This window comes from Alteromonas gilva (assembly GCF_028595265.1).
Lineage (GTDB): Bacteria > Pseudomonadota > Gammaproteobacteria > Enterobacterales > Alteromonadaceae > Alteromonas > Alteromonas gilva.
On sequence record NZ_JAQQXP010000001.1, the window covers coordinates 1292609 to 1315511 of the forward strand.

The 22903-nt window shown below is 46.9% G+C and carries 20 protein-coding genes; 16 read left to right on the forward strand and 4 right to left on the reverse strand.

The features are described 5' to 3' along the window. Positions 1–763: 763 nt before the first annotated feature. The 5 genes from OIK42_RS05690 to OIK42_RS05710 all read left to right on the forward strand — a co-directional run bounded on the left by OIK42_RS05690 (position 764) and on the right by OIK42_RS05710 (position 6816). On the forward strand, positions 764–1816 hold the full coding sequence (locus OIK42_RS05690) for an AraC family transcriptional regulator (RefSeq protein WP_273639010.1): 1053 nt from the start codon (positions 764–766) through the stop codon (positions 1814–1816). 540 nt (positions 1817–2356) lie between these two features. After that, on the forward strand, positions 2357–3496 hold the full coding sequence (locus tag OIK42_RS05695) for an ornithine cyclodeaminase family protein (protein ID WP_273639011.1): 1140 nt from the start codon (positions 2357–2359) through the stop codon (positions 3494–3496). Between the two features lie 159 nt (positions 3497–3655). After that, positions 3656–4081: a Rid family hydrolase gene (locus OIK42_RS05700; protein WP_273639012.1), complete on the forward strand. Its 426-nt coding sequence runs from the start codon at positions 3656–3658 to the stop codon at positions 4079–4081. A gap of 20 nt (positions 4082–4101) precedes the next feature. Further along, on the forward strand, positions 4102–5394 hold the full coding sequence (locus OIK42_RS05705) for an NAD(P)/FAD-dependent oxidoreductase (RefSeq protein ID WP_273639013.1): 1293 nt from the start codon (positions 4102–4104) through the stop codon (positions 5392–5394). 42 nt (positions 5395–5436) lie between these two features. Continuing rightward, positions 5437–6816, forward strand: coding sequence for an APC family permease (locus OIK42_RS05710; RefSeq protein WP_273639014.1), 1380 nt, complete (start codon positions 5437–5439; stop codon positions 6814–6816). 84 nt (positions 6817–6900) lie between these two features. Here the strand turns inward: OIK42_RS05710 and OIK42_RS05715 are convergent, their stop codons facing one another. Together OIK42_RS05715 and hpaA are read right to left on the reverse strand one after the other, a co-directional pair. Beyond that, a complete protein-coding gene (locus tag OIK42_RS05715) occupies positions 6901–7845 on the reverse strand; it encodes a helix-turn-helix domain-containing protein (protein ID WP_273639015.1) in 945 nt (314 codons plus the stop codon). A gap of 624 nt (positions 7846–8469) precedes the next feature. Beyond that, the gene (gene hpaA, locus OIK42_RS05720) at positions 8470–9378 is read right to left on the reverse strand and encodes a 4-hydroxyphenylacetate catabolism regulatory protein HpaA (protein WP_273639016.1); all 909 of its coding nucleotides are present in this window, start codon (positions 9376–9378) and stop codon (positions 8470–8472) included. 230 nt (positions 9379–9608) lie between these two features. Here hpaA and OIK42_RS05725 point away from each other — a divergent pair, with 230 nt between their 5' ends. From OIK42_RS05725 to OIK42_RS05755, 7 genes are all read left to right on the forward strand, one after another. Continuing rightward, the gene (locus tag OIK42_RS05725) at positions 9609–11327 is read left to right on the forward strand and encodes an FAD-dependent oxidoreductase (RefSeq protein WP_273639017.1); all 1719 of its coding nucleotides are present in this window, start codon (positions 9609–9611) and stop codon (positions 11325–11327) included. Beyond that, the gene (locus OIK42_RS05730; protein WP_273639018.1) at positions 11324–11542 is read left to right on the forward strand and encodes a DUF2783 domain-containing protein; all 219 of its coding nucleotides are present in this window, start codon (positions 11324–11326) and stop codon (positions 11540–11542) included. Before OIK42_RS05725 ends, OIK42_RS05730 begins: the two co-directional genes overlap by 4 nt. A gap of 38 nt (positions 11543–11580) precedes the next feature. After that, entirely contained in the window at positions 11581–12543 is a 963-nt protein-coding gene (locus OIK42_RS05735) for an MBL fold metallo-hydrolase (RefSeq protein WP_273639019.1), read from the forward strand. A gap of 37 nt (positions 12544–12580) precedes the next feature. Next, complete coding sequence (fahA, locus tag OIK42_RS05740) at positions 12581–13903, forward strand: fumarylacetoacetase (protein ID WP_273639020.1); 1323 nt, start codon at positions 12581–12583, stop codon at positions 13901–13903. Positions 13904–13938: 35 nt separating this feature from the next. Then, a complete protein-coding gene (locus OIK42_RS05745) occupies positions 13939–14493 on the forward strand; it encodes a VOC family protein (protein WP_273639021.1) in 555 nt (184 codons plus the stop codon). A gap of 29 nt (positions 14494–14522) precedes the next feature. After that, the gene (gene maiA / locus OIK42_RS05750; protein ID WP_273641412.1) at positions 14523–15152 is read left to right on the forward strand and encodes a maleylacetoacetate isomerase; all 630 of its coding nucleotides are present in this window, start codon (positions 14523–14525) and stop codon (positions 15150–15152) included. Between the two features lie 72 nt (positions 15153–15224). Further along, the gene (locus tag OIK42_RS05755; protein WP_273639022.1) at positions 15225–16646 is read left to right on the forward strand and encodes an aldehyde dehydrogenase family protein; all 1422 of its coding nucleotides are present in this window, start codon (positions 15225–15227) and stop codon (positions 16644–16646) included. Between the two features lie 44 nt (positions 16647–16690). Here the strand turns inward: OIK42_RS05755 and OIK42_RS05760 are convergent, their stop codons facing one another. Beyond that, positions 16691–17386: a helix-turn-helix transcriptional regulator gene (locus OIK42_RS05760; RefSeq protein ID WP_273639023.1), complete on the reverse strand. Its 696-nt coding sequence runs from the start codon at positions 17384–17386 to the stop codon at positions 16691–16693. A 128-nt stretch (positions 17387–17514) separates the two neighbouring features. Here OIK42_RS05760 and OIK42_RS05765 point away from each other — a divergent pair, with 128 nt between their 5' ends. Further along, positions 17515–18813: an aspartate aminotransferase family protein gene (locus tag OIK42_RS05765; protein ID WP_273639024.1), complete on the forward strand. Its 1299-nt coding sequence runs from the start codon at positions 17515–17517 to the stop codon at positions 18811–18813. A 5-nt stretch (positions 18814–18818) separates the two neighbouring features. Then, positions 18819–19844, forward strand: a complete 1026-nt coding sequence (locus tag OIK42_RS05770; protein ID WP_273639025.1) for a phosphotransferase enzyme family protein — start codon at positions 18819–18821, stop codon at positions 19842–19844. Between the two features lie 211 nt (positions 19845–20055). Here the strand turns inward: OIK42_RS05770 and OIK42_RS05775 are convergent, their stop codons facing one another. Beyond that, a complete protein-coding gene (locus OIK42_RS05775; protein WP_273639026.1) occupies positions 20056–20298 on the reverse strand; it encodes a YidH family protein in 243 nt (80 codons plus the stop codon). 525 nt (positions 20299–20823) lie between these two features. On the opposite strand from OIK42_RS05775, the gene OIK42_RS05780 reads away from it, so the two are divergent. Continuing rightward, a complete protein-coding gene (locus OIK42_RS05780) occupies positions 20824–22002 on the forward strand; it encodes a pectate lyase (protein WP_273639027.1) in 1179 nt (392 codons plus the stop codon). Between the two features lie 354 nt (positions 22003–22356). Further along, positions 22357–22749: a YybH family protein gene (locus OIK42_RS05785; RefSeq protein ID WP_273639028.1), complete on the forward strand. Its 393-nt coding sequence runs from the start codon at positions 22357–22359 to the stop codon at positions 22747–22749. Positions 22750–22903 lie beyond the last annotated feature (154 nt).

Genomic DNA, 22903 nt, shown 5'->3' on the forward strand with positions numbered 1-22903 from the left:
ATTCGACCATGAGGCGTAAATTTTTGCCCTTAGCTCAGCACCTGATAAACACATTGATGCACTCAGTTTTAGCTGAATTGCTGATGATAACGACATCTTATTTACCCCATTAATCTTGTGAATGTGACTTTATTTTAATCAATATAAAGAACTTAAAATCTGATTTGTTACCAAATCCTATCTTTAAGTTAACAATGGCTATCACTATTGGGTTAATTTGCATGATTTGTGATCCGTTTACCCATCGCTAGCTCGCGTTTAGAAATAGCATCAGTCTTGTTTAACACAGTAAGACTGGGCTTATTTAAGGCTGTAACCTGGTTGGCGAGAAGGCTAAAAAAGCTGTGTTTTAAGCCGTTATAAAAGCACTACTGATATTGTCTTAAAGTCAGTGAAAGAGAGGTTATGCAATTGTATTTACTCCTGGCAAGTGCATTAGTTAAGGTTTGTTGCTACGCGCAAGTATGCCCACGAATACCGACAAAAATCGGCAGCATTTACAGTCATAGCCGCAGGAGATGTTGACGATTTCGCTGTCTAATCGGTACCGGGCTGTTGGTGGGTGATAATAGTAGATATTATACGTTTTTTCATTGGCTCTCTTGCATTTTGAATTCTTGTATGCAAAAAATCTGTCAGGTGTGAATGGCGGCTGATCTTAGAATATATGTGTAACGGTGGTTGTCGTAGAGTTGAATTAAATGTTATTAGTGTTAAAAAATCTAATTAAAAAGTAACTGTCGTCGCGAAATAGAAGTTAATTATGCGCAATGTGAAGGCTACATTTAAAAACGCAAAAGAACCGCAGATTTGGTCGAGTGTTATACGCAGTCTGCAGTTACCGCTTGCCGAATATGGTCTGAAGATCGAAGAGTTGCTAACGGTCTGTGGTGTCGATCCTGATGCGCTGAGTCATCCTCATAGTCAGTTACCGCTAAGCCGTTATCTGGATATTCTCAATATGGCTGCTGCCAATTCTGGTAATCCTTTGTTAGGTATTGATTTGGGCAAGCGAGTCGGCCCGGAAATTTTAGGGGCGTTAGGGTTTTTATTTTTAACCTCCCGCACCTTGTATGATGGACTCAAAGCACTATGTGACTATCAAAACCTGTTGCAGGAGTCGACGTCACTGGTGTTACAACGCGAGGGTAACAAATACGCGTTTCGCTATGAAATTTATGGCATGGGACATACCAACACACGTCAGGACGTTGAGTTTAGTCAGGCGTTGATATCACGCTTTATTCGTCTTTATTCAAACAATCAGATAGAGCCAGCGTACATCTCTTTTCGTCATGCAGCGTCCGATACTATCGCGAAATATGAACGACTGTTGTCAGCGCCTTGTTACTTCACGCAAAACTCGAACAGTGTTTACATAAATCAAAAAGATATTTATCACCGGGGTCTGCGATACGACCCCGATCTGACTCAAATCCTGAAGGACTATCTGGATAATGACCTCAAAGAAAAGCGAACAGTTATAACCTTTGTTGATCAGGTAAAAAGGGCAATATTAGCGAATAATTCGGCCGATTTACTCACAGCTGAAAAAGTCGCCAGACAACTAGGGCTCTCGCAAGCTACTTTATACAGACGGCTCCAGCATGAGAAAGCCAGCTTTAAAAAGATCCTCGATAGCGTATTTTACGAGCTTGCCTGTGGCTATCTCAAGGAAACAAATCTCACTATTTATCAAATCAGTAATCTTATTGGCTTTTCTTCTGCGGCCAGTTTTTCCCGGGCTTTTTCGGTATGGAACAGTGGTCAGTCTCCGAAAGAGTTCCGCAATGCTGTCGGTCAGCAGTCTGATTAGTGCAACTTCCGTGCATTGGCAGGACTGCTAAAGTCTGACGCCTAACAGGATAACCTTGGGAAGTCGAAAATCCCCCCGTGCTGCTATACCTGCCTGTGCCCTTTGTTTGTATTTTGTTCAGTTTGCTCGGTTTATGCACGCATAGTCAATTTTCACTTTCGCTGGGGTTCAAGAATTGGCTGTATATCTGTGGTGTACTAAACGTCGCTTCTGACCAGTAGTGACAAACTATCTCCTACATGAATAAAAACATCATCCGGGCGATACAGTCAAAGCGCAAAATAAAACGATTAGCTTTGAGACTACGACCTGTTTTCGTTGTTAACAAAGAACGAATAGCCGTCACTTTACTGGCAGTAAGTACAGATTTTGATTGTTAGGTTCAGACTTGACCTGATGCTCAGGGACAAGCTGTGAACAATCGAAAAAGCATTTGGCGTTATGTAGAAGTACTCATCAAGGTGACACAAGAAAGTTTGCCCTTAGTAGCACTATTTTTGCGGGTCCTAATGAAGTACGTCTGATCTAGAGGATACTGTTTTGGCTGATAACACTAAGATCGATTTCATCTATCTTTCTGAACCCGATATGATTCGTGCCGGCGTTACTGATATGACCAAGTGCATCCAGGCAATGGAAGAAATGTTTGTTTTGCTGCACACCGGTGACTACAGAATGGCTGGCCCGAACAGCGACTCTCATGGCGCAATGATCACCTTTCCTGAAGAATCGCCCTTTCCAACAATGCCAAAGCCAACGGCTGACAGAAGAATGATGGCAATGCCAGCTTACCTGGGAGGAAACTTTCAGACCTGTGGCGTGAAATGGTATGGCTCAAACATCGCTAACCGTGAGAAAGGTCTGCCACGCTCCATTTTAATGTTCATATTAAATGAAGCAGACACCGGCATTCCTTTGGCGTACATGTCTGCGAACTTATTGTCAGCTTACCGTACCGGCGCTATACCAGGTGTTGGTGCCCATCATCTGGCCCGGCAAGATGCCAAAGTAATTGGTTTACTCGGACCAGGGGTCATGGGTAAAACATCGGTTGCAGCATTTATCGCCGCCAGACCAGGCATCAATACCATCAAAGTGAAAGGGCGTGGACAGCGCAGTTTAAATAGCTTTCTGGCCTGGGTGAAAGAGAACTATCCGCAAATTACCACCATTGAAGTGGTTGACGATATCGAATCGGTCGTTAAAGACGCGGATATTGTCACCTTTTGTAACTCTGGCGAAACTGGCAACCCTGCAACATATCCGCACGTAAAACGTGCCTGGCTAAAACCCGGCGCATTTTTAGCTATGCCCGCCAGTTGCACGCTTGGTGAGGATTTTATCTCACCGGACATACGCAAAGTCATGGACAGTAAAGGGCTTTATAAGGCCTGGTTTGAAGAGGTACCTAAACCTGCCCATAACCATATTCCGTTAGTGGGTATGCAGTTTATGGACATGATCGAAGCCGGCAAGCTGGTCGATGAAGACATTGAAGATCTTGCGGCTATCGTAGCGGGCGCTACGCCTCCAAGAAACAATGACGATGAGATTATTGTTCTGTCGGTTGGTGGTATGCCCATAGAGGATGTTGCCTGGGCGACGTATGTGTATCGCAATGCCATTGAACAAGGAATTGGCATTAGTCTGCCGTTATGGGATGAACCGGTACTACGGTAATGCCTGTGATTGTTGCAAGCACAGCATCCTGTGTGTGGGGAAACGATGGATAATTTTCTGCAACCTTTGTCTTCTGTGAGATGGGTTAACACATTACCGGTTTTCCGGATTAAAAGTACTAAGTAGTTCAATTTATTTAGATTTATGGGCTTTAAAACGATGACAAATATCATTAAAGTAAAAACAGGTAATAAGTTAGAAGAAGAGGCAAGCTATTCGAGGCTTGTTGCGGTTGATGACTGGGTGTTTGTGTCAAATACCGCTGGCAGAAATCCACTCACCAAAGAGATACCGGACGATATCCTTGCGCAAACCGACCAGGTTTTTGCCAATGTCGAAAGGGCGTTATCAACTGTCGATGCAACACTGGCTGATGTCATACGCTCGCGGGTGTTCATTCACGATGCCACAGATGTGCCAGCAGTTATGAGACACATAGGGAAAAAATTTAAAGGAATAAATCCGGTCACCACGGTAACGTGCCCGCCAATGGCGGGAGCCAGTTACAAAGTAGAACTGGAGGTAACGGCTTACCGAAATGCCAGTAAGGCGAATATTCAGGAAATAAGTACGTCGCTTACATAGGCGCTAAAGCGGAATCCTTTATGACCAAAATGCTTGAAACAATACACACATCAAAGCAAATGCCTAAATCGACGACGGTAGTCGTTATTGGCGGCGGTATTGTTGGTGTGGCTGCAGCGCTAACCCTGGCAGAACGTGATATCCCGGTGGTATTAATAGAAAAAGACCAGATAGGGTGCGAACAGTCTTCCCGTAATTTAGGCTGGATTCGTAAAACGAGTCGCTACGCAAAAGATATTCCATTGGCGCTCGCGGCTGATTCTATTTGGGCCTCGATGCCCGAGAGAATTGACAGCCCTGTTGGTTATCGTCGTGAAGGCATCATGTTTTTGGCCAAAGACGAGGCCCAGCTCGGCCTCTATGATGAATGGTTAAAATCAGTGGCGGGGTTTAAGCTTGGTTCGCGGTTATTAAGCACCGCAGAAATTGACCAACGTGTACCAGGCGGCAATAAAAAATGGGCAGGCGCGGTTTATACCGGCAGTGATGGCTATGCTGAGCCTGCTGTTGCCACAACGGCAATGGCCCGTGCGGCAATGAAAAAAGGTGCTGTAGTGTTGCAAAATACGGCAGTACGTACGCTCGTTACGCGTGCTGGCAAAGTCACCGGCGTAGTGACCGAAAACGGAAGTATAGACTGCGATCAGGTTATTCTGGCGGGCGGGGCTGGCTCCCGTCGGTTTTTGGGAAATATGGGCATAAAACTGTCGACACTGCCGCTGATTTGCTCGGTAGTGCGTACATCAGCGATTGATGGACCGACATTAAGTGCGGTTGGCGGACCGGATTTTTCCTTTCGTAAACATCAGGACGGTGGTTACATTATTACTCAACGTGGCGCTTTAAAGGCACCGCTCACCCTCGACCATTTGTTACTGGGTTACCAATACCTCGACCAACTCAAAAACCAAAGGAACTTTTTGCGAATAGCATTGGATAGGACGTTCATCGAAGACCTCAAACTAGCCCGGCGCTGGAGCTCGACATCAGTATCACCATTTGAAAAGGTGCGAGTCAATAACCCGGCTACGGTGACTGAACTTAACCAGGAAGCGATGCAAAATCTACGCGCAGCATGGCCTGCTTTTAATCAGGCACAGATTGCTGAGGCATGGGCTGGCCTTATCGACGTGACACCCGACTCCAACCCGGTTATTGACAATATCGACGCCCTTCCGGGCTTAACAGTGGCGACGGGCTTTTCAGGCCATGGTTTTGGCACCGGTCCTGCGGCAGGTCAGTTGGCTGCGGATCTGGCGACCAACGCATCGCCACTTGTTGACCCATCTCCTTATCGTTTCGATAGGTTCTAGTGCAGGCGCACAATAATAAAAAGAATGTAAGGTGCATAAATAATGAAGAGTACGCAAAGCAAATATACCACAGCTCAAAGTGAACAACGTCGTTTGTTGGGGTTACCCACCATGCTGGCGATTTGTGTAGGGCTGGTTATTGTCCAAGGGTCTATGATATCTGTACTGCAGGGTGTCGGGCTCGGTGGCGGGGCTTTTTTCCTGGCAATGTTGTGTGCGTTGCTGATTGCACAATGCAATGCGATGAGTTTTGCCGAATTATCTCTGATGTTTCCTGGCGAGGGCACCCTCGCCACCTATACACAAAAAGCACTGGGACATTTCCCGGCCATTGTGGCCGTTTTTGCGGGCTATGTAGTGGTGGCAATGTTTGCCATTCCTGTAGAAATGTTTCTGGTGCAAGTGATGCTATCAGAACTTATCCCAGGCTTTGCTTACATGCAGTATATTCCTCTGCTATTTCTTGGTCTGTTAATGATGACCAACCTTATTGGTGCTGATGTCTTTGCTAAAGTGCAGAATATACTGGCTTTCGTACTGGTTGCTGCGCTCATTCTTGTGGGCAGTGTGGCTATTTCCGGCAGCGTTGAGCGGCCGGTATTCGCCGACAACGCACTCTCGGAGCATCCGCTGAGTTTTGCCGGGATTGACAGTGATTTTATAGGTTTTATCGCTCTGGCGATGTGGATCATGGTGGGCGTTGAGTTTATTTGCCCGATGATCGACAAAGTAAAGCACCCGGTGAAAAATATTCCCCGCGCAATGCAATTATCGTTAATGGCGATTTTTCTGATATTTGTGGTGTTTGCCTACGGGGCGACACTTTACTTGCCCTCGTCAGTACTGATTGAGTCACCAATCCCTTTTCTTGCTTATACGGATAAGATATTCGGCGAAACAGGCTTGATTATCGCCACAGTACTTGGCCTGGCTGCTACCTGTAGTACCATCAATACCGTGCTTGCATCGGTGCCGAGAATGCTCCACGGAATGGCATTGCAAGGCCAGGCGTTTCCTCAATTGTTGGCTACCAACCGGTATAATGCGCCTTGGGTAGCAACCGTTCTGATCGCGGGGTTAACGTTAGTGCCGTATTTATTACTGGATACTGACTTATTAATTATTATGGTCATATCGGCAACGTCCAGCTGGTTAATTGCCTATATCATTGCACATATTAACGTCATTAAGTTACGTTACAGTATGCCCGGTCATGCCCGTCCTTATCGTAGCCGTTTCTTCCCGGTACCACAGTTGGTTGGTATAGTCGCTATGGTAATTGTGCTGCTCAACAATGCTCCCGAGCCGGCGATGAGCCAAAAAGTGTTTATGATAAGCGGTAGTATTTTATTTATTGTGGGGGTAATTGCCCTGGTTTGGGTGAAGTTTTATATGAAGAAAAACCTGTTTGAACCGGAATAATAGCGTGCTGAGTTATCGCTTAGTGTCGTCACGTTACCGGGCAAACCAGCGGTGTCACTATGTGTCCACCGCTAGCCGCGAGATTCAGGATTTAAGCGCCTGAAGGCGGAATTTTCTTGGTGTTAAATTAAAATGAGCCTTAAAACAGCGGTGAAAATGCGAAACATCTGAAAAACACCACTCAAGGGCAATATCAGTAATAGACATGTTTTGTAGATTAGGTGAGGCGAGGGCTCTCTTACAGGCTTCAAGGCGTTTTAATTGAATATAACGCGATACCGATACGCCTTCGCTGACAAATAATTGATGTAAGTAGCGTTTACTGATCTTTTCTTCTTTAGCAATAAAGTCTGGTGAGAGCAACGGGTTATCGAGGTTTGCAGAAATCACATTTTTAATGGATTTTAGATAACATGCTGCAGGGGTTGAGTCAGTATAATCAGGTTTAAGCTCAATGGCACTGAGCGCAGTGGCGAGCAGCTCCAGTAGTATATGCTCAATTCTTACCACGATGTCTGGTGAGATAGTATGCACTTTATCTATCAGGTTAATGACATACTGACTGACCAGCGCATTGGTTGTGACCGCTTTTGAAAACAACAATCCTAAAAAGTGCTTAATATTCGGGCAGATTTTGTTCATCTGCTGAGCCGGAATGATCAATACCGCATGTTTATTTAGCTTTTCGAACTGTAATTGGAAAGGTTCTTCCATGTAACAGATAGTGAAGTCACCGGGCGTTAACTCGACGACCTTACTGCGGTGTTCTACCCGGCTATTACCCCTGAGTTGAAACTTTACCAGGTATTCTTTGCCCGATAATTGCGCGTACTTGTCGTAGGCAGAAGAATCGATGCATACACCGTTGCTTTTCACCGTACAAAGACGAATGTGATTCAGGTCACTTTGCTCAATTTCGCCGATAAAGTTATTGTTACTATTGCCCTGACGAACGATATTCATCGGTGGCAATATCTCGCTGACATCAGTTATCCAGTCTTCAAACTTGGTGGCAATTTCAACGCTCATGATAAAAATATACCTCTTAATTCGATACGGATAATGGCAATATTTATGCAAAATCATGATTTTGCATAAATTACTGCTGGTAAATGACAACAGAGCTCATGAGCCCTGCGCCTTATTTATTATTTTTAGAACATAATGCCAGGCAATAAACATTCCGGGCCGCGTTCCTGCAACGATCTGTACCAATGTCCAAAAACTAGAAGCCTGACCACGTTTTGGTAGGTTCAGATGGCAGCACATTGGACAATCTGGATTCGCGATCCGAGCGCACAAAAAGATGTGTTTGTTACGCTCTGCTTCAGCAAATTCGGTACTCTTAATATTCAGAATACAGCAACAACTGCGCTGAATTTATCTATCTCTATCAATTTATTACCTATTTGATTCAATGCCTGGGAGGCATTATCGTAACGGGGGATGCCTGTACGTTGCGACGCTCTCATCAGCGCAGGTAATAGTTGTCGTTAATACGTGCAGAAAATTGCTGTTGGTTGAAAGAAGGTGCGTTGAGGAGCGGTACTTCATTGTGCCGTTGAGCAGCGGCTTTCTATGGTAAGGCAGATTTCGTTCAGGATAACGAAGTTTGGCGTCGCTCAGATGCTGACTTGTGTTTCAGATGTCGCCTTACTGACTGGCATGTTTACGAAATTCCAGTGGTGTCATATGCATTTCCTTTTTAAAAAAACGGGTGAAATAAGCCGGGTTACTAAAACCCATCTCAAACGCAATTTCAGTAATGCTTAACTGGGTGAATGTCAGTAAACGCTTAATTTCCTGCAGGCGGCGCTGTCGTACATTTTGTTTTGGGGAGCTGTGCGAGACGCGCTGACAAATCTGCGTTAGTCGTGATTCTGATACACCAATTTTGCTGGCATAGTCTGGCACTTTCATGGCCGTTTTGTAGTGTGTTTCAACCTCACTGGAAAAACGCTTATAAACGCGGATATCGTCATTGCTGATGGGCATACTGCTAATGCGTTCGTGATTGAGCCGGATAATATAAATCAGCATAAGACTAACATGACTTTGCAGCGCGGCAGCGCGTTCAGGCATATCAACCTGCCATTCATCTGCGATATCAGACCAAACCCGGGTTAGTTTTTGCCATAGGTGATCTTGCTCGGCTGCTATGGCGCTCTGCGACAGGCAAATGCCCTGAGATAAGCCGATATCCTGTTGCTGGCTGAGACTTTGCGAAAACAACTGCCAGACAAGGGATTGGTGAATGGTGAGGACATGGCCACTGACGTCTTTTTGCGTGCAAAATGAGTGGGGTATTGCAGGTGGGGTTAAAAACAAACTGGGGCCAGACACCCGGAAAATCTTGTCATCAATGTGAAAATGGGTATCACCTGAGTCGATAAAATGGATTTGTAAATGCTGAGCATGACGATGAACAGACATGTCCCGCCCAAAAAAACTCGCCAGGCTGGTTAATGAATCGTAATGAATCGAGGCGTCAATAAAGCGTCGATCGTAATCTTTGCCAATATTGATATTAGGGATCCACTCGCCTGTTTTATACCCTGTCATGACCACACCCTACTGCGCTGATTCTGCTCTTCATTACTTTCCTGCTTTTAATGCTCATGACTAGCCATATGGCTAATTAATACTGAAAAGTGCAATTATGCAACTCAAAATGACAATTTCAGTTTTTATTATTGCTATATCGTTAATGAGTTACATAGATTTAACAATCTTGCCAGCTCTGGCTGGATGGCCTTAACCCTGATTGTAAAGTGCAACTGGAGATCACTAACGTGTCAGCAAAGTACCCTGAGCTTGGTGCCGCAACGAGTAAAGCCCGACTGTCACGGGCGGAGTATAAGTTTGTTGAACCACCCGAGTTAACCCGCAGCAGTATGACGCATGTGCCTGTCATTATTGTTGGCGGAGGACCCGTTGGCCTGGCCACTGCTGCTGATTTAGCCGGGCATGGTATTAACACGATTATACTGGAACGTTCCAATACTGTGAGCGACGGCAGTCGGGCTATTTGCTGGGCAAAACGGACGCTGGAAATATTAGATCGCCTTAACGTGGGTGAGAAGATGAAGCGTAAAGGCGTCGTTTGGGATATTGGCAAAGTGTTCCTGGGGGCCGATACCAACCCACTGTACAGTTTTGATCTGTTAGCAGATAAGCAGCAAAAAATGCCGGCATTTGTTAATTTGCAGCAGTTTTATCCCGAAGAATACCTTATCGAGTTGCTCGAAGCGCAGCCGAAGACCCAACTTCGATGGCAAAGTGAAGTTGTCGATGTTGAAAATGACGACGATAAAGTGACTGTCAGAGTGAAAACACCTGCCGGAGAATATCTGTTGTCCTGTGACTATCTGGTTGCAGCCGATGGACACCGCAGCGCTGTGCGAAAGATACTCGGGCTTGATTTTGTCGGCAAAGTGTTTGAAGACAATTTTTTAATAGCCGATGTACGGATGGATTATGACGGACCCGCCGAGCGCCATTTTTGGTTTGATCCGCCATTTGATGGCGGTCAGACGGCGTTGTTGCATCGACAGCCTGACAACATCTGGCGGATTGATTTTCAGTTAGGCTGGAACATCGACCGAAAGGCGGAATTGTGCCCGGAAAAAGTAGGCAAGAAGATTGCGGCATTTTTGGGAGACGATGTTGAGTTTGAGTATGAATGGGTCAGCATCTACACGTTTTCATGCCTTAAAATGGATAAGTTTACGCATAACCGGGTGATATTTGCGGGCGATGCGGCCCATCTTGTTTCACCGTTTGGCGCAAGAGGCGCCAATGGTGGCATTCATGATCAGGATAATCTCGCCTGGAAACTGGCGTTTGTATTACAAGGTAAGGCACCTGAAGCGTTGCTGGAAACCTATAACGAAGAGCGTAGCTACGGTGCTGATGAAAACATTCGTAACTCTACTCGCAGTACCGATTTTATTACGCCAAAAACACCGGTAAGCAGAGCCTTTCGCGATGGTGTTGTTGAACTGGCGAAAAGTATAGCCTTTGCCCGTGCATTCGTTAATAGCGGTCGCTTATCAATGCCTTGCACGCTGGATCAGTCATCGCTCAATACGCCTGATGAATCCCCGTTTAGTGCCAGACAAAGGCCCGGATCTCCATGTATGGATGCCCCGGTTACTCTCGATGGGCAGGCTAGTTGGCTACTCAATCATTTGGGCTGGCGTTTTATCGGGCTCTACTACTCAGATAGCAACGAACGCCCGTCCTTTGAGGCCTTGTTAGCCACCTCGTCGGTGCCGGTTGATGTGCTGATTATCCATCAGCAGGGGCACCGTGGAATGGTTGATAGTCAGCGTCTTATTGCCCGTCATTATGATATGACGCCGGGTACCTTCTACCTGATCAGGCCGGATCAGCATATTGCGGCGCGGTGGCGCGAATTTGATGCCGGCAAAGTCATTGCGGCGTTAACCAAAGCCACTGCGGCAGATGGTTTACTCAATACAACTGCCATTGAGGTGAAGACACCATGATACAACAAACTTATCAATTTTTAACCTCGCAGATAAATATCGACAACCCGGACGATTTTTATGAAGAGCTGATCAACGCGCATGAAAATTTGACTAACGACGAGAGTCAAAAATTTAATGCCAAATTGATCATGGTACTGGCCAATCATATTGGCGATCGCGATGTGCTGACTGAAGCGCTCGACTGCGTGAAAAATTCTTACACACGCGTTTAACCGGATTAACTTACATCAACATCAATGGAGACACATACATGTCGAAGAAAGCATTTGCTTCATCTGCAGATTTAGGTGAAAAGCAAGAAACTCTTGAGGTCCTGGGCGAAGGGATCTATGCCCTGACTGCAGAGGGCGATCCGAACATTGGCGCTATTGAAGCGGAAGATTTTATCGTTGCGTTTGAAGCGCGGGCAACCCCTAAAGCCGCATCTGATTGGCTGGAAAAGCTCAGAGCGCATACCGATAAACCAATCCGTTATCTTGTACTGTCTCACTATCACGCGGTGCGGGTGCTCGGGGCTTCGGCGTTTAACGCAGAGTCTATTATCGCACATGAAAATACCAAGCTTCTCATTGATGAGCGTGGAGTGCAGGATTGGGACAGCGAGTACGGGCGTATGCCTCGTTTGTTTCGTGAGCCGGACGGGATACCGGGGCTGACGCATCCGGATATTACATTTAACGACAGGTTAGAAATTCCCTTAGGCGGAGAACGGGGTAGTTTAATCCTGCAATACTGCGGGCGAGGCCATACGGCCGGCGACATTATTGCCTGGTTGCCAAAGCAGAAAATTCTGTTTGCGGGTGATTTGGTGGAAGCCGAAGCCGCGTTGTATACCGGCGATGCCTTCCACATGGACTGGTCGAGTCACACGCTTAATAACATCAAAGCCCTTGAGGCCGAAGTGCTCATTGGTGGTCGTGGTGCCGTTGTTAAAGGCAGAGAAGCCGTTGATGCCGCTATCGAACAAACCCGCGACTTTCTTAACGGCATGATCGACAAAGTTGGTCAGGTGCATCGCGCAGGCGGAACCGTAAAAGAAGCTTTCGAAGCCACCCATGAGTTACTGGCACCAAAGTTTGGTCAGTGGCCAATCTTTGAGCACTGTTTGCCGTTTGATGTGCAACGCTTATGGGATGAGCTGGATGGCATCGACTGGCCGCGGATCTGGACCGCTGAACGCGATCTGGAAGTGTGGGACAAACTGCAGGACTAGTCAGACGCTCGTTGGTAATACGATATAGGACATACACATGATAAAACTTAACGAAACGCATGATCCTGCATTGGTGAGCTGGGTACCCAGCGCCAATCAGGCAAACTGTGAATTTCCAATTCAAAATTTACCCTTTGCGAGCTTTACAGTGACGGGCTCTGACGAGCTGTATCGTGGTGGCGTGGCCATCGGCAATCAAATTGTTGACCTCAATGCTTTAAGTCGTACAGGCTTATTGGACGGAGCGGCTCAGGCGGCGTGTGAGGCGGCCTCACAGTCAACCCTGAACGACTTTATGCGAATGGGGCGCGAGGCGTCAGCGGCATTGCGTTTGCAGTTATCTCGTTTATTGCGAAAAGGCACGTACGCGGAACCGGTAGTGGCTGAATGCCTGGTGCCGCAAGAGACGGCGCAATACCAAACGCCTTGTCAAATTGGTGACTATACAGATTTTTATACCTCTGTTTTTCATGCCACGAACGTGGGTAAGCAGTTTCGCCCCGACAATCCGCTATTGCCCAACTATAAATGGATTCCCATCGGTTATCATGGCCGTTCCTCGTCCATTGATGTGTCAGGTCAAACTTTCCACAGGCCTTATGGGCAGTTAAAAGCACCGGATAGTGATACGCCCTGTTTAGGCCCGAGTCAACGGCTGGACCTTGAGCTTGAAATGGGCATATTCATCGGTGCTGAAAATACCTTTGGGAAGGCTATTAGCATTGACTCAGCAGAGCAGCATGTGTTTGGTTTGTGTCTGTTTAATGACTGGTCGGCGCGGGATATTCAGGCATGGGAGTATCAACCTTTAGGGCCTTTCCTGGCAAAGAATTTTGCTTCAACGGTGTCGCCCTGGGTAATTACCATGGAGGCGCTGGCGCCGTTTCGGACGAGCTTCGAACGGTCGCAGGATGACCCACAACCCTTACCCTACTTATCATCAGAAAGTAATAACCAGCATGGCGGAGTGGATATTAATATCGACGTGCTGATCCTTACTGAAAAAATGCGCCAGGAGGGGTTACCCCCGCAACGGATCTCATCGTCTAATTTTAAGCATTCATACTGGACGGTGGCGCAAATGGTTGCTCACCACACAGTAAATGGCTGCAATCTGCGCGCCGGCGATCTCTTTGGCAGTGGTACCCAGTCCGGGCCCAATCCCGAGGAGGCGGGTTCATTGCTGGAGTTAACCGCCGGTGGTAAGCAACCCCTTAAGCTTGATAATGGCGAAAGTCGCACGTTTTTAGAAGATGGCGATACCATTATTTTGCGCGGTAACTGTCAGCGTGAAGGGGCGGTAAGCATTGGCTTTGGCGAAGTGTCCGGGACAGTATTGCCAGCACATCCCGCGCAGTAATTGGGATTTTCTGAAATAGGTGTTGAGGATAGTAAATGATGTCTGATTTAACAGTTGAACAGATTCACCATGTGGCATACCGGTGCAACGACGCAAAGGAAACAGTGGAGTGGTATGGCAAAAATCTGAACATGGATTTTGTGTTGGCAATTGCTGAAAACCATGTACCGTCTACCAAGGCGCCAGATCCATACATGCATATCTTTCTGGATGCTGGTAACGACAATGTATTGGCTTTTTTTGAGTTACCGACTCACCCTGAAATGGGACGCGATCCAAATACGCCAACATGGGTTCAGCATATTGCGCTGAAAGTCAAAGACAGGGAAACCTTAATAGCCTATCGCCAACGCCTTGAGGCTAACGGTGTAGAGGTATTGGGTGTTACCGATCACAGTCTTTTTCATTCGATTTACTTTTTTGATCCTAATGGTCACAGGCTCGAACTGGCGGCACCCGACCCGCAGGAAAAGGAGAAGCTGAGTCGATTGAATGCGGTTAAGTGGCAGATGCTTGAGGAATGGTCGAAAACTAAACGGGCACCGAAACACGCGGCGTGGCTGCATGAAAAAGCATTAGGTGAAGGCTAATTACTGAGAGCATTACAACGAGGCTAATGATGCAGCTTTATTCTTATTTTCGCAGTTCGGCCGCGTATCGGTTGCGTATAGCATTAAATCTTAAAGGGATTAAATACGAGCAGATACCAATAAACCTGGTGACAAACGAACACCGTTCAAGCGCGTACCTGAAGGTAAACAATCAGGGATTAGTGCCAGCGCTTAAAGTAAATGAAAATCAAACGCTTGTACAATCTGGCGCGATATTGGAGTGGCTCGAGGAGAATCATCCGCAGCCCCCGTTATATCCGTCAGACAACAATGAAAAAGCGAAGTTGAGAGGATTGTGTCAGGTTATCAGCTGCGATATTCATCCGCTCAATAATTTAAGGGTGTTGCGTTATTTGCGCAATGAGCTGGGGCTCAGTGAACAGCAGAAAACCCACTGGTATCAACACTGGATTGCCCAGGGGTTTGAGGCGCTCGAAGCACATTTAGTGGCAACGCCTTATGCCATGGGTATGCAGGTCACAATGCTGGATATCTTTTTGATTCCGCAGGTTTATAACGCGTTAAGGTTCGGCCAGGATATGTCTGGGTTTGCCAATATTATGGCCGTATACAATGCCTGTAATGAACTGGATGTCTTTAGAACTGCCGCACCGGAAGTACAAGTAGATGCCAGCTAAAACAATTGCCGGAAGTGCCAGTAAGTTGAGCCAGACCGGTAACATACAACAACGGTAATAAGGGTGAGATTTATGCAACGATACAAAACAATAATAGACGGACGGCAATGCCATACTGATAAGCATATAGACGTGCTGAATCCGGCGACGGCAATGCCATTTGCGCAAATGGCGCTATCCAGTGTTGAGCAGGTTGATGAGGCAGTTCAGGCGGCTGCAGTGGCGTTTGAGTCATGGCGTCAGACTTCGGCCGATGAGCGCAAAGAATATCTGCATCAGCTAGCGGCACTGTTAGAGCAAAACATGCCCGAATTAATGGCGCTGATTACACAGGAAACCGGCAAACCGCTGAACGGATTGCATGGCGTCGGCGCGGGCATGGAAGTTGGCGGCGCCGCCGCTTGGATTCATGTCAATGCCGATTATGACTTGCCGGTTGAGGTGTTGCAGGATAACGATACTGCGCGCATTGAATTGCATCGTAAACCTTTAGGCGTTGTGGCGTCGGTAACGCCCTGGAACTGGCCGCTATTAATTGCTTCCTGGCATATTACCCCTGCTTTAAGAGCCGGCAATACAGTAGTGATAAAGCCGTCGCCACTGACGCCTGTGACGACAGCCCGCTTCGTAGAGTTGGCCAACACTGTGTTACCGCCTGGCGTGCTGAATTTGGTCGCCGGTGGCGCAGAAGTTGGTGCCAGGCTTACCTCCCATCCGAAGGTTGCAAAGGTTATATTTACTGGTTCAACACCTACCGGTAAACGAATCATGCAAGGTGCTGCAGAGCACCTGCAACGCCTGACGCTGGAACTGGGCGGCAACGATGCCGGGATTGTGCTTAGCGATGTTGATGTAAAGGCGGTGGCCCCCAAACTGGTTGCTGCCGCACTAAACAACAACGGCCAGACCTGTGCTGCACTCAAACGACTGTATGTACATGATAGTATCTATGAAGCATTGGGGCAGGAAATTGCCAATGTTGTCAGTAAAATCACCCTCGGCAATGGCCTGGAAGATGGCGTGGAATTAGGCCCGCTGCAAAACAAAACACAATTGAATATCGTTTCGACGCTGGTGGAAAAGGCCCGTCAAAACGGCGCCAGAATACTCTGCGGTGGCGAACCGTTTGGCAACAGTGGCTTCTTTTATTCGCCCACAGTGCTGCTGGACGTGGATGATCAGGATGCGGTGGTCAGTGAAGAACAGTTCGGACCGGTCATTCCGCTAATCAGATATACCGACATTGATGATGCCGTTGCCAGAGCCAATGCATTGGATGTGGGATTGGGGAGTTCGGTATGGTCACAAGATGTGAACCAGGCAACAGAAATTGCTCATCGGTTGGAAGCCGGCACGACATGGATAAATGATCACGGCACCATTCAGCCCGATATGCCCTTTGGTGGTGTTAAACAAAGTGGTATGGGCGTAGAGTTTGGCCTTCATGGGTTACACGAGCTAACACGACTGCATGCGGTTAAAATCGCCAGGTAAATGAAAAGTCCGGTTTGCTTTGCGCTGCCGGACTTGCCACCGCGTTACAGCTCCGCCATGATTTGGGCAGTGAGTTCGGTGCGTGATTGTACCGATGCTTTACGGTAAATATGGTGCAAGTGTGTCTTCAGCGTTGCAATCCCCATATTAATTCTGCGTGCAATTTCCTTATTGCTGGCTCCGGATATCAGCAGTTCCACGACATCCAGTTCGCGGTCGGTCAGGCCGTAGTGTTGTTGTAAAGCACTGCGTTCGTTTTCACGTTTAGGCAGGTAAACCATATTTAAGGTGTACTCCAGAAAACCATGGATAGCCTCTAACAGTTCAATGTCCCGGGCGCTAAAATCCTCTAAATGCTTTTCACGCAGTAAACTAATGACGGCAATGATTTCCTGGCGGGCATTGCGCAGAAAAATATCGGCCACATAGCGGTGTCGATAAGGCTGCATGAATTCCTGGTAATAGCGACTCGCAAGGAGTTCATGTTGTGGGATCTGTGAGTCCAGCGTAACAATCCTGACGTCAGAGTCCTTAAAATTAGAGGGGTTGAGGGGATCAAGCGTAAAATAAAAAGAGGTGTAGGCCTTTTCTATTTCAGTGGGAGTATTCGATAAATAGGCGCATGAATGCTGCATATCCGGCTGAACTAAGAAAAAGCCGGAACCACTGACCTCTATGAGATTATTAATCACTTCCAGGCTTTTAGCTTGAAATAAACTGGGAAACTGACTGCTTTGCAAACTGTTACTACCTGATTGATGATAAACGCATTTTTAGAGTTTATCTCAACTCAACCATATGGTGGATACCTTATGGTTTTTTTTTCACCTAAGATGCATCTATCACTATATTTTAAGTGGATGTATCTATGCAAAGCCAAACGCAGTCTTTACTACAGCGACGTTACAATACCATGGGTAAGTACTCGCCGTTATTCTATGAACAGCCTATCCATCTTGCACGGGCTGAAGGTGTATGGATGTACGATCAACAGGGCAATCAGTTTTTAGATTGTTATAACAATGTCCCTCATGTGGGTCATTGTCACCCTGCAATTGTCGACGCGATAAGTCGGCAAATGAGCACATTAAACATTCATACACGCTACCTGCATGAAAATATTGTTAATTACATCGAGCGGCTCACCGCCACCTTTGACAATGGACTCAATGCCGCGATGTTAACGTGCTCAGGCAGTGAAGCTAACGAACTGGCTTTACGAATGGCCCGGTTTATCACGGGAGGGAAGGGCATTATTGTGACGGATGCGGCTTATCATGGTAATACCGAAGCCGTTGGCGAACTGGGTACCGGCTTTATGCCTGAAGCTAAACTCACCAAACGTGTGCGTTCATTTCCTATCCCGGATACCTATCGTGGACTCGAAGGAGTGCATGATGAAGCACTCAAAAGCGCCTATCTCAGTCATATTCAGGCTGCTATAGAAGGGTTTGAAGACGACGGAATGGGCCTGGCAGGCATGTTAATTTGCCCGGACTTTGCCAATGAGGGATTACTTAATATTCCCGATGACTTTTTGAAAGAAGCGGCACAGTTGGTCAGAAATGCTGGTGGGCTGATTATTTTTGATGAAGTCCAGGCGGGGTTTGGTCGCACCGGAAAACACATGTGGGCTCATCAGTGGCACGACGTTGTACCGGACATTGTGACGCTGGGCAAGCCGATGGGCAATGGGTTTCCTTTGGCAGGCCTGGTCTCGAATTTGGATAATGTTAATGCCTTTAGTCAACATGCTATGTACTTCAACACGTTTGGTGGCACGCCTGTAGCCTGTGCAGTAGGTAATGCGGTGCTGGATGTCCTGGAGCAAGAAAACCTGCTCTCTAACGCAGTCACGACCGGTGAGTATGTGACGCGTGGTTTGCGCGCATTGCAAGATAAGTATGAATTGATCGGGGATGTGCGAAGCCTTGGCATGTTCTTCGCTGTAGAGCTGGTGCACGATCGAATTACCAAAACGCCGGCAACTACAATAGCGAAAAAGATCGTTAACTACCTGCGTAATCAAGGTGTATTGATCAGCACGATCGGCCCGCATGACTCGGTACTGAAAATACGCCCGCCTATGCCTTTTCAACCAGAACACGGGGACCGCCTGTTGCACACATTAGAGCAGGCTTTTCAGACTCTTATACAGGACGTTTAATTATTATGACCACTTCAGACGATAATCGTTTAGCGCACTTTACCACCGCGGCAAAAATGTCTTTGCCACACTGGGGCATTAAAAATGCCACTATTGCACTCATAAAGTATCGGGAAAACGCCGTTTTCAAAGTGACAGACCCTAACGGTCAGTGTTATGCGTTGCGACTACACCGCCCTGGCTACCACGAATACGCTTCGCTGCTATCGGAACTGCAATGGATGGATGCCTTGTCTGAATATGGCATTGCCACCGCCGAAGTAGTCAGGACCACAGAAGGTGAGCTTGTCGCGAGAGTGGTTTTGCCGGCAACGGGTGAAGATATTTACGTGGATTTATTTCATTGGGTTGATGGTGAAGTGATTGGTTCAGTAGAAGACGGCGTTGCATTGTCACTGGATAGTATCGCTACGCTTTATTACAACATTGGTGAAATCGCCGCACAGTTGCACAATCAGTCTTCAACGTGGACCCTCCCGGAAGGTTTTACCAGGCACGCCTGGGATCTTGACGGATTACTCGGCGAAGCACCGCTGTGGGGACGTTTTTGGGAGTTAGAGCTGCTCACTGAAGAACAAAAGAGTATCTTCATACAAATGCGCAATAAGGCCACTGAGCTTTTGCAGGGAATAGCAAAAACACCCGCAAATTATGGGTTAATTCATGCGGACTTTGTGCCTGAAAATTTAATGCTGGAGCAAGGCAGGTTGCGCCCGATCGACTTTGACGATGCGGGGTTTGGCTGGTACATGTTTGAACTCGCAACCGTATTGTACTTTATTCAGGACGAGCCCTATTTTGAAGAGGCGAAGACCGCTTTATTTGAGGGGTACCGGGCGAAGCGTACTCTACCTGATGAAGAGGAAGCACTATTGCCGCTGTTTCTGGTACTGCGAAGTGTCACCTATGTAGGCTGGTTACGAAGCCGGCAGGAGACACAAACGGCAAAAGAACTGGCGGGAGATTTGATAGCTCGCGCGCTACGTCAGTCCGAACAGTTTTTCACATGGTTCGACATCGTTAAATCATAGTGAGCGTGCAGACGCTGAGCCAACGTTGTACAAGATGGTAACGAAGGTTTGTTTATAATTGGCATCGTCGATGGATAAGCAGGCTCGCAACGTAATAAACCTATTCACGCCCTTTCAGTCGCAAACGAATTTAATGCTGTGTACTTATTGGGCGTCGTTTTGCCCGCCCAGTTGTTATTTCTAATGGCGAATATCGAGCCAGCGAGATGTACTACTTAAGTCGCGCATTTACGCTTTGAAAACGAAAGCCGCCGACTATTAGCACCACAGCCCCCAGCGCTACCAAAACCCACGCAATAGCAATGTAGGTGTTAATAGACGAGAAAAACTGAAACAGCACCGCTGCTGCACCAAGTAGCGATAAGCCTGTCCGGATATAGGCTAAAAACGTGCGTTCATTAGCGAGGCGAGTGCGCTCAAGCGCCAGCTTGTCGCGTATGTCGGTGTCGGTCATACGTGTTTCCTGTAACAGTGGATAGCATTATTAGTGTAACTACAGACACTCCTGTCGCCAACAGAATGCTTATTGACAGTGCGTTGAGATGATTGACTTGCTGTATTGCCTAAATTTACGCGTCTCTTACTCATGTTGTAAAGTCCTATAATAATATAAATGTCGATTTGAGCCGAGTTAGGATTGCTCCTTCTATTTTAAATTTAAATCAATGGTTTGGATTTCATCGAGTGATTATTTTAATTCTAACTTGTAAAAAATAACCGCAAAATTGTTAAATAAAGATCAAAATAAAGCATATAAAATGATAATAAATCATTTATAGTTAGTATTAGTCCGTTAAATTCCTAGTGAGTAGCCAGGTAGTTATCTGGCGAAGATAGTGTGAGTCATTTTCGTTCAGTGAGGTTTAGGAGCTCGCCAAATATGGCGTGAGAGTAGTGTTAGCGGCTTTATAAGGAGAGGCTTTTCATTGTATTGAGTCGTCGTGACGGCCTCTTTATTAACACTGTTATGGAGATGACAATGAAAAAATTGATCTATGTTTTACTGCTGTTGGTTTATACCACTGGTAGTTACGCGGCTCTCTCATCAGGGCGTTACGTTATTGTATCAAAGCTGAATGGCAACGCTCTGGATGTGGAAGATTTTAGTACTGAAGGTGGCGCTAATGTTATGACCTGGCTTACGCTGGGCAACAGTAATCAACAATTCGACGTGACTGAGCTAGGTGATGGAACCTATTCCATCCGGGCTGTGCACAGCGGTATGTCACTGGATGTCTGGGAGTGGAACACCGCGGATGGCGCCGAAGTCCGGCAGTGGAGCTATTCAGGCGCCGACAATCAGCGATGGTGGATTGAGGAGCGTGGCGCTGGATATTTTTCAATTATTTCTAAGCTGAGCAACCGCGCTATTGATATATGGGAAATGAGCATGTATGCAGGTGCCGATGCCCGTTTGTTTAGCTACTGGGGAGGCGATGGCCAGCTCTGGACGTTTCAACGGGTGGGCAGTTCAGCTGAATGCTATGCCGGGGCTACTTTAACCCATCGCTTTGTCGATTGTGGCGGCAAAACTATCGGTTTGAGCTGCAATGGGGATAGTGAATCCCAGTCACCTGTATTAACGTTACATAATTCGTCGGTGCGCAATGTGAGGATCGCCGCAAATGGCGGGGCTGACGGTATCCACTGTACAGCAGGTAATTGCACCATGGCTGATGTCACCTGGGAAGATATCTGTGAAGATGCGGCGACGAATAAGTCTGAAGGCGGCACCATGACTATTGCCGGCGGCTCGGCCTATAACAGTAACGGCGGGTATGGTGGTAATCCGGATAAAATTTTTCAGCATAATTCTAAAAACAGCACTACCATTATTTCTGGTGGTTTTACCGCCTACGGCCAAAACGGTAAATTGTGGCGCTCGTGTGGCAACTGTTCTAACAATGGTGGTCCCCGTAATGCACTAATCTATGACGTGACAATTAGCGGTAGCATTGGCTCTGTAGCCGGAGTGAACAGTAATTTTGGCGACAAAGCAACAATCCGCAATTTGCGCATTCAGGGGTATTCTCCAGGCAGTCCTAAAGTGTGCGAAGAATATCTGGGTGTGCAAAGTGGCCAGTCCTCAACCAAATGGGGAGAGTTCTGGAATTCTGCCTATTGTGATGTTTCACCTGCAGATGTCTCCGGTTTTTAGTATCAGCTTTATCGCCGCGCCATCGCGCGGCGATATTTCTGCCTGCAGATCCGCACAAAGAGCAATCGTTACAACGTGACTGACATTAATGTTACTTACCTTGCAAAAGGATAAACACATAGCCGTTGACTTTTTTCGGCAGACAATTAATACTCTGGACACAATTAAACGCACACACATTAATGATGTTTAACCTCCCGGCACCCAAAGCATTGCTAGTTAATATTATTACTCTCGTTATTCTTAGGAATGGGCGGGAATGTTAGTGCGTTATTAAAAGAATCACTCAAACCCGCCGCCAAGGCGGGTTTTTTATTGGCTTGTCCTGGTGGTAATAAATAAGAGACGACAGCCATGAACAACTCAATATCTTATGTCTTAAAACGCATCCATGACGCGGTTAACAGTGACGATCTGAACACACTCTCCGATTGTTACGGCGACCAGGCTAACGTGGTTGCCACCCCCTTAGCCGGCGCTGCTCAGCACGATTGCGTTAGCGCCTTACAGCATTTCCAGCAACGCTTTATGCCTGAGCAACTGGTAACCACCGGCGATGAAGTTGTTATTGAAGCCGGTGATGTAGCGTTAGTTATTGCCAAGTTGTACCTGGTGCCCAAAAATGCACCAAACGCTTTACCCATTGAGAGTAAACGAGCTGTGTATGTTATGCAGAAACAAGCCGATAATGAATGGCGCTGTATTATCGATAACTTTTTTGGTACCGATTTGCTGGACTTTGCCTAGGCAGATTTTTCAGCGGTGAGTAAAGCAAGTTGAAGGCGTGGGAAATGTCGGTATATTGATGTCAGGGCCTGTAAAAATAGTAAGCAACAGTTGCTCATCAGAGCTTTAGCAGGTATTGGTTAACACCACAATGGCTCACCAATGCCGCGGTATA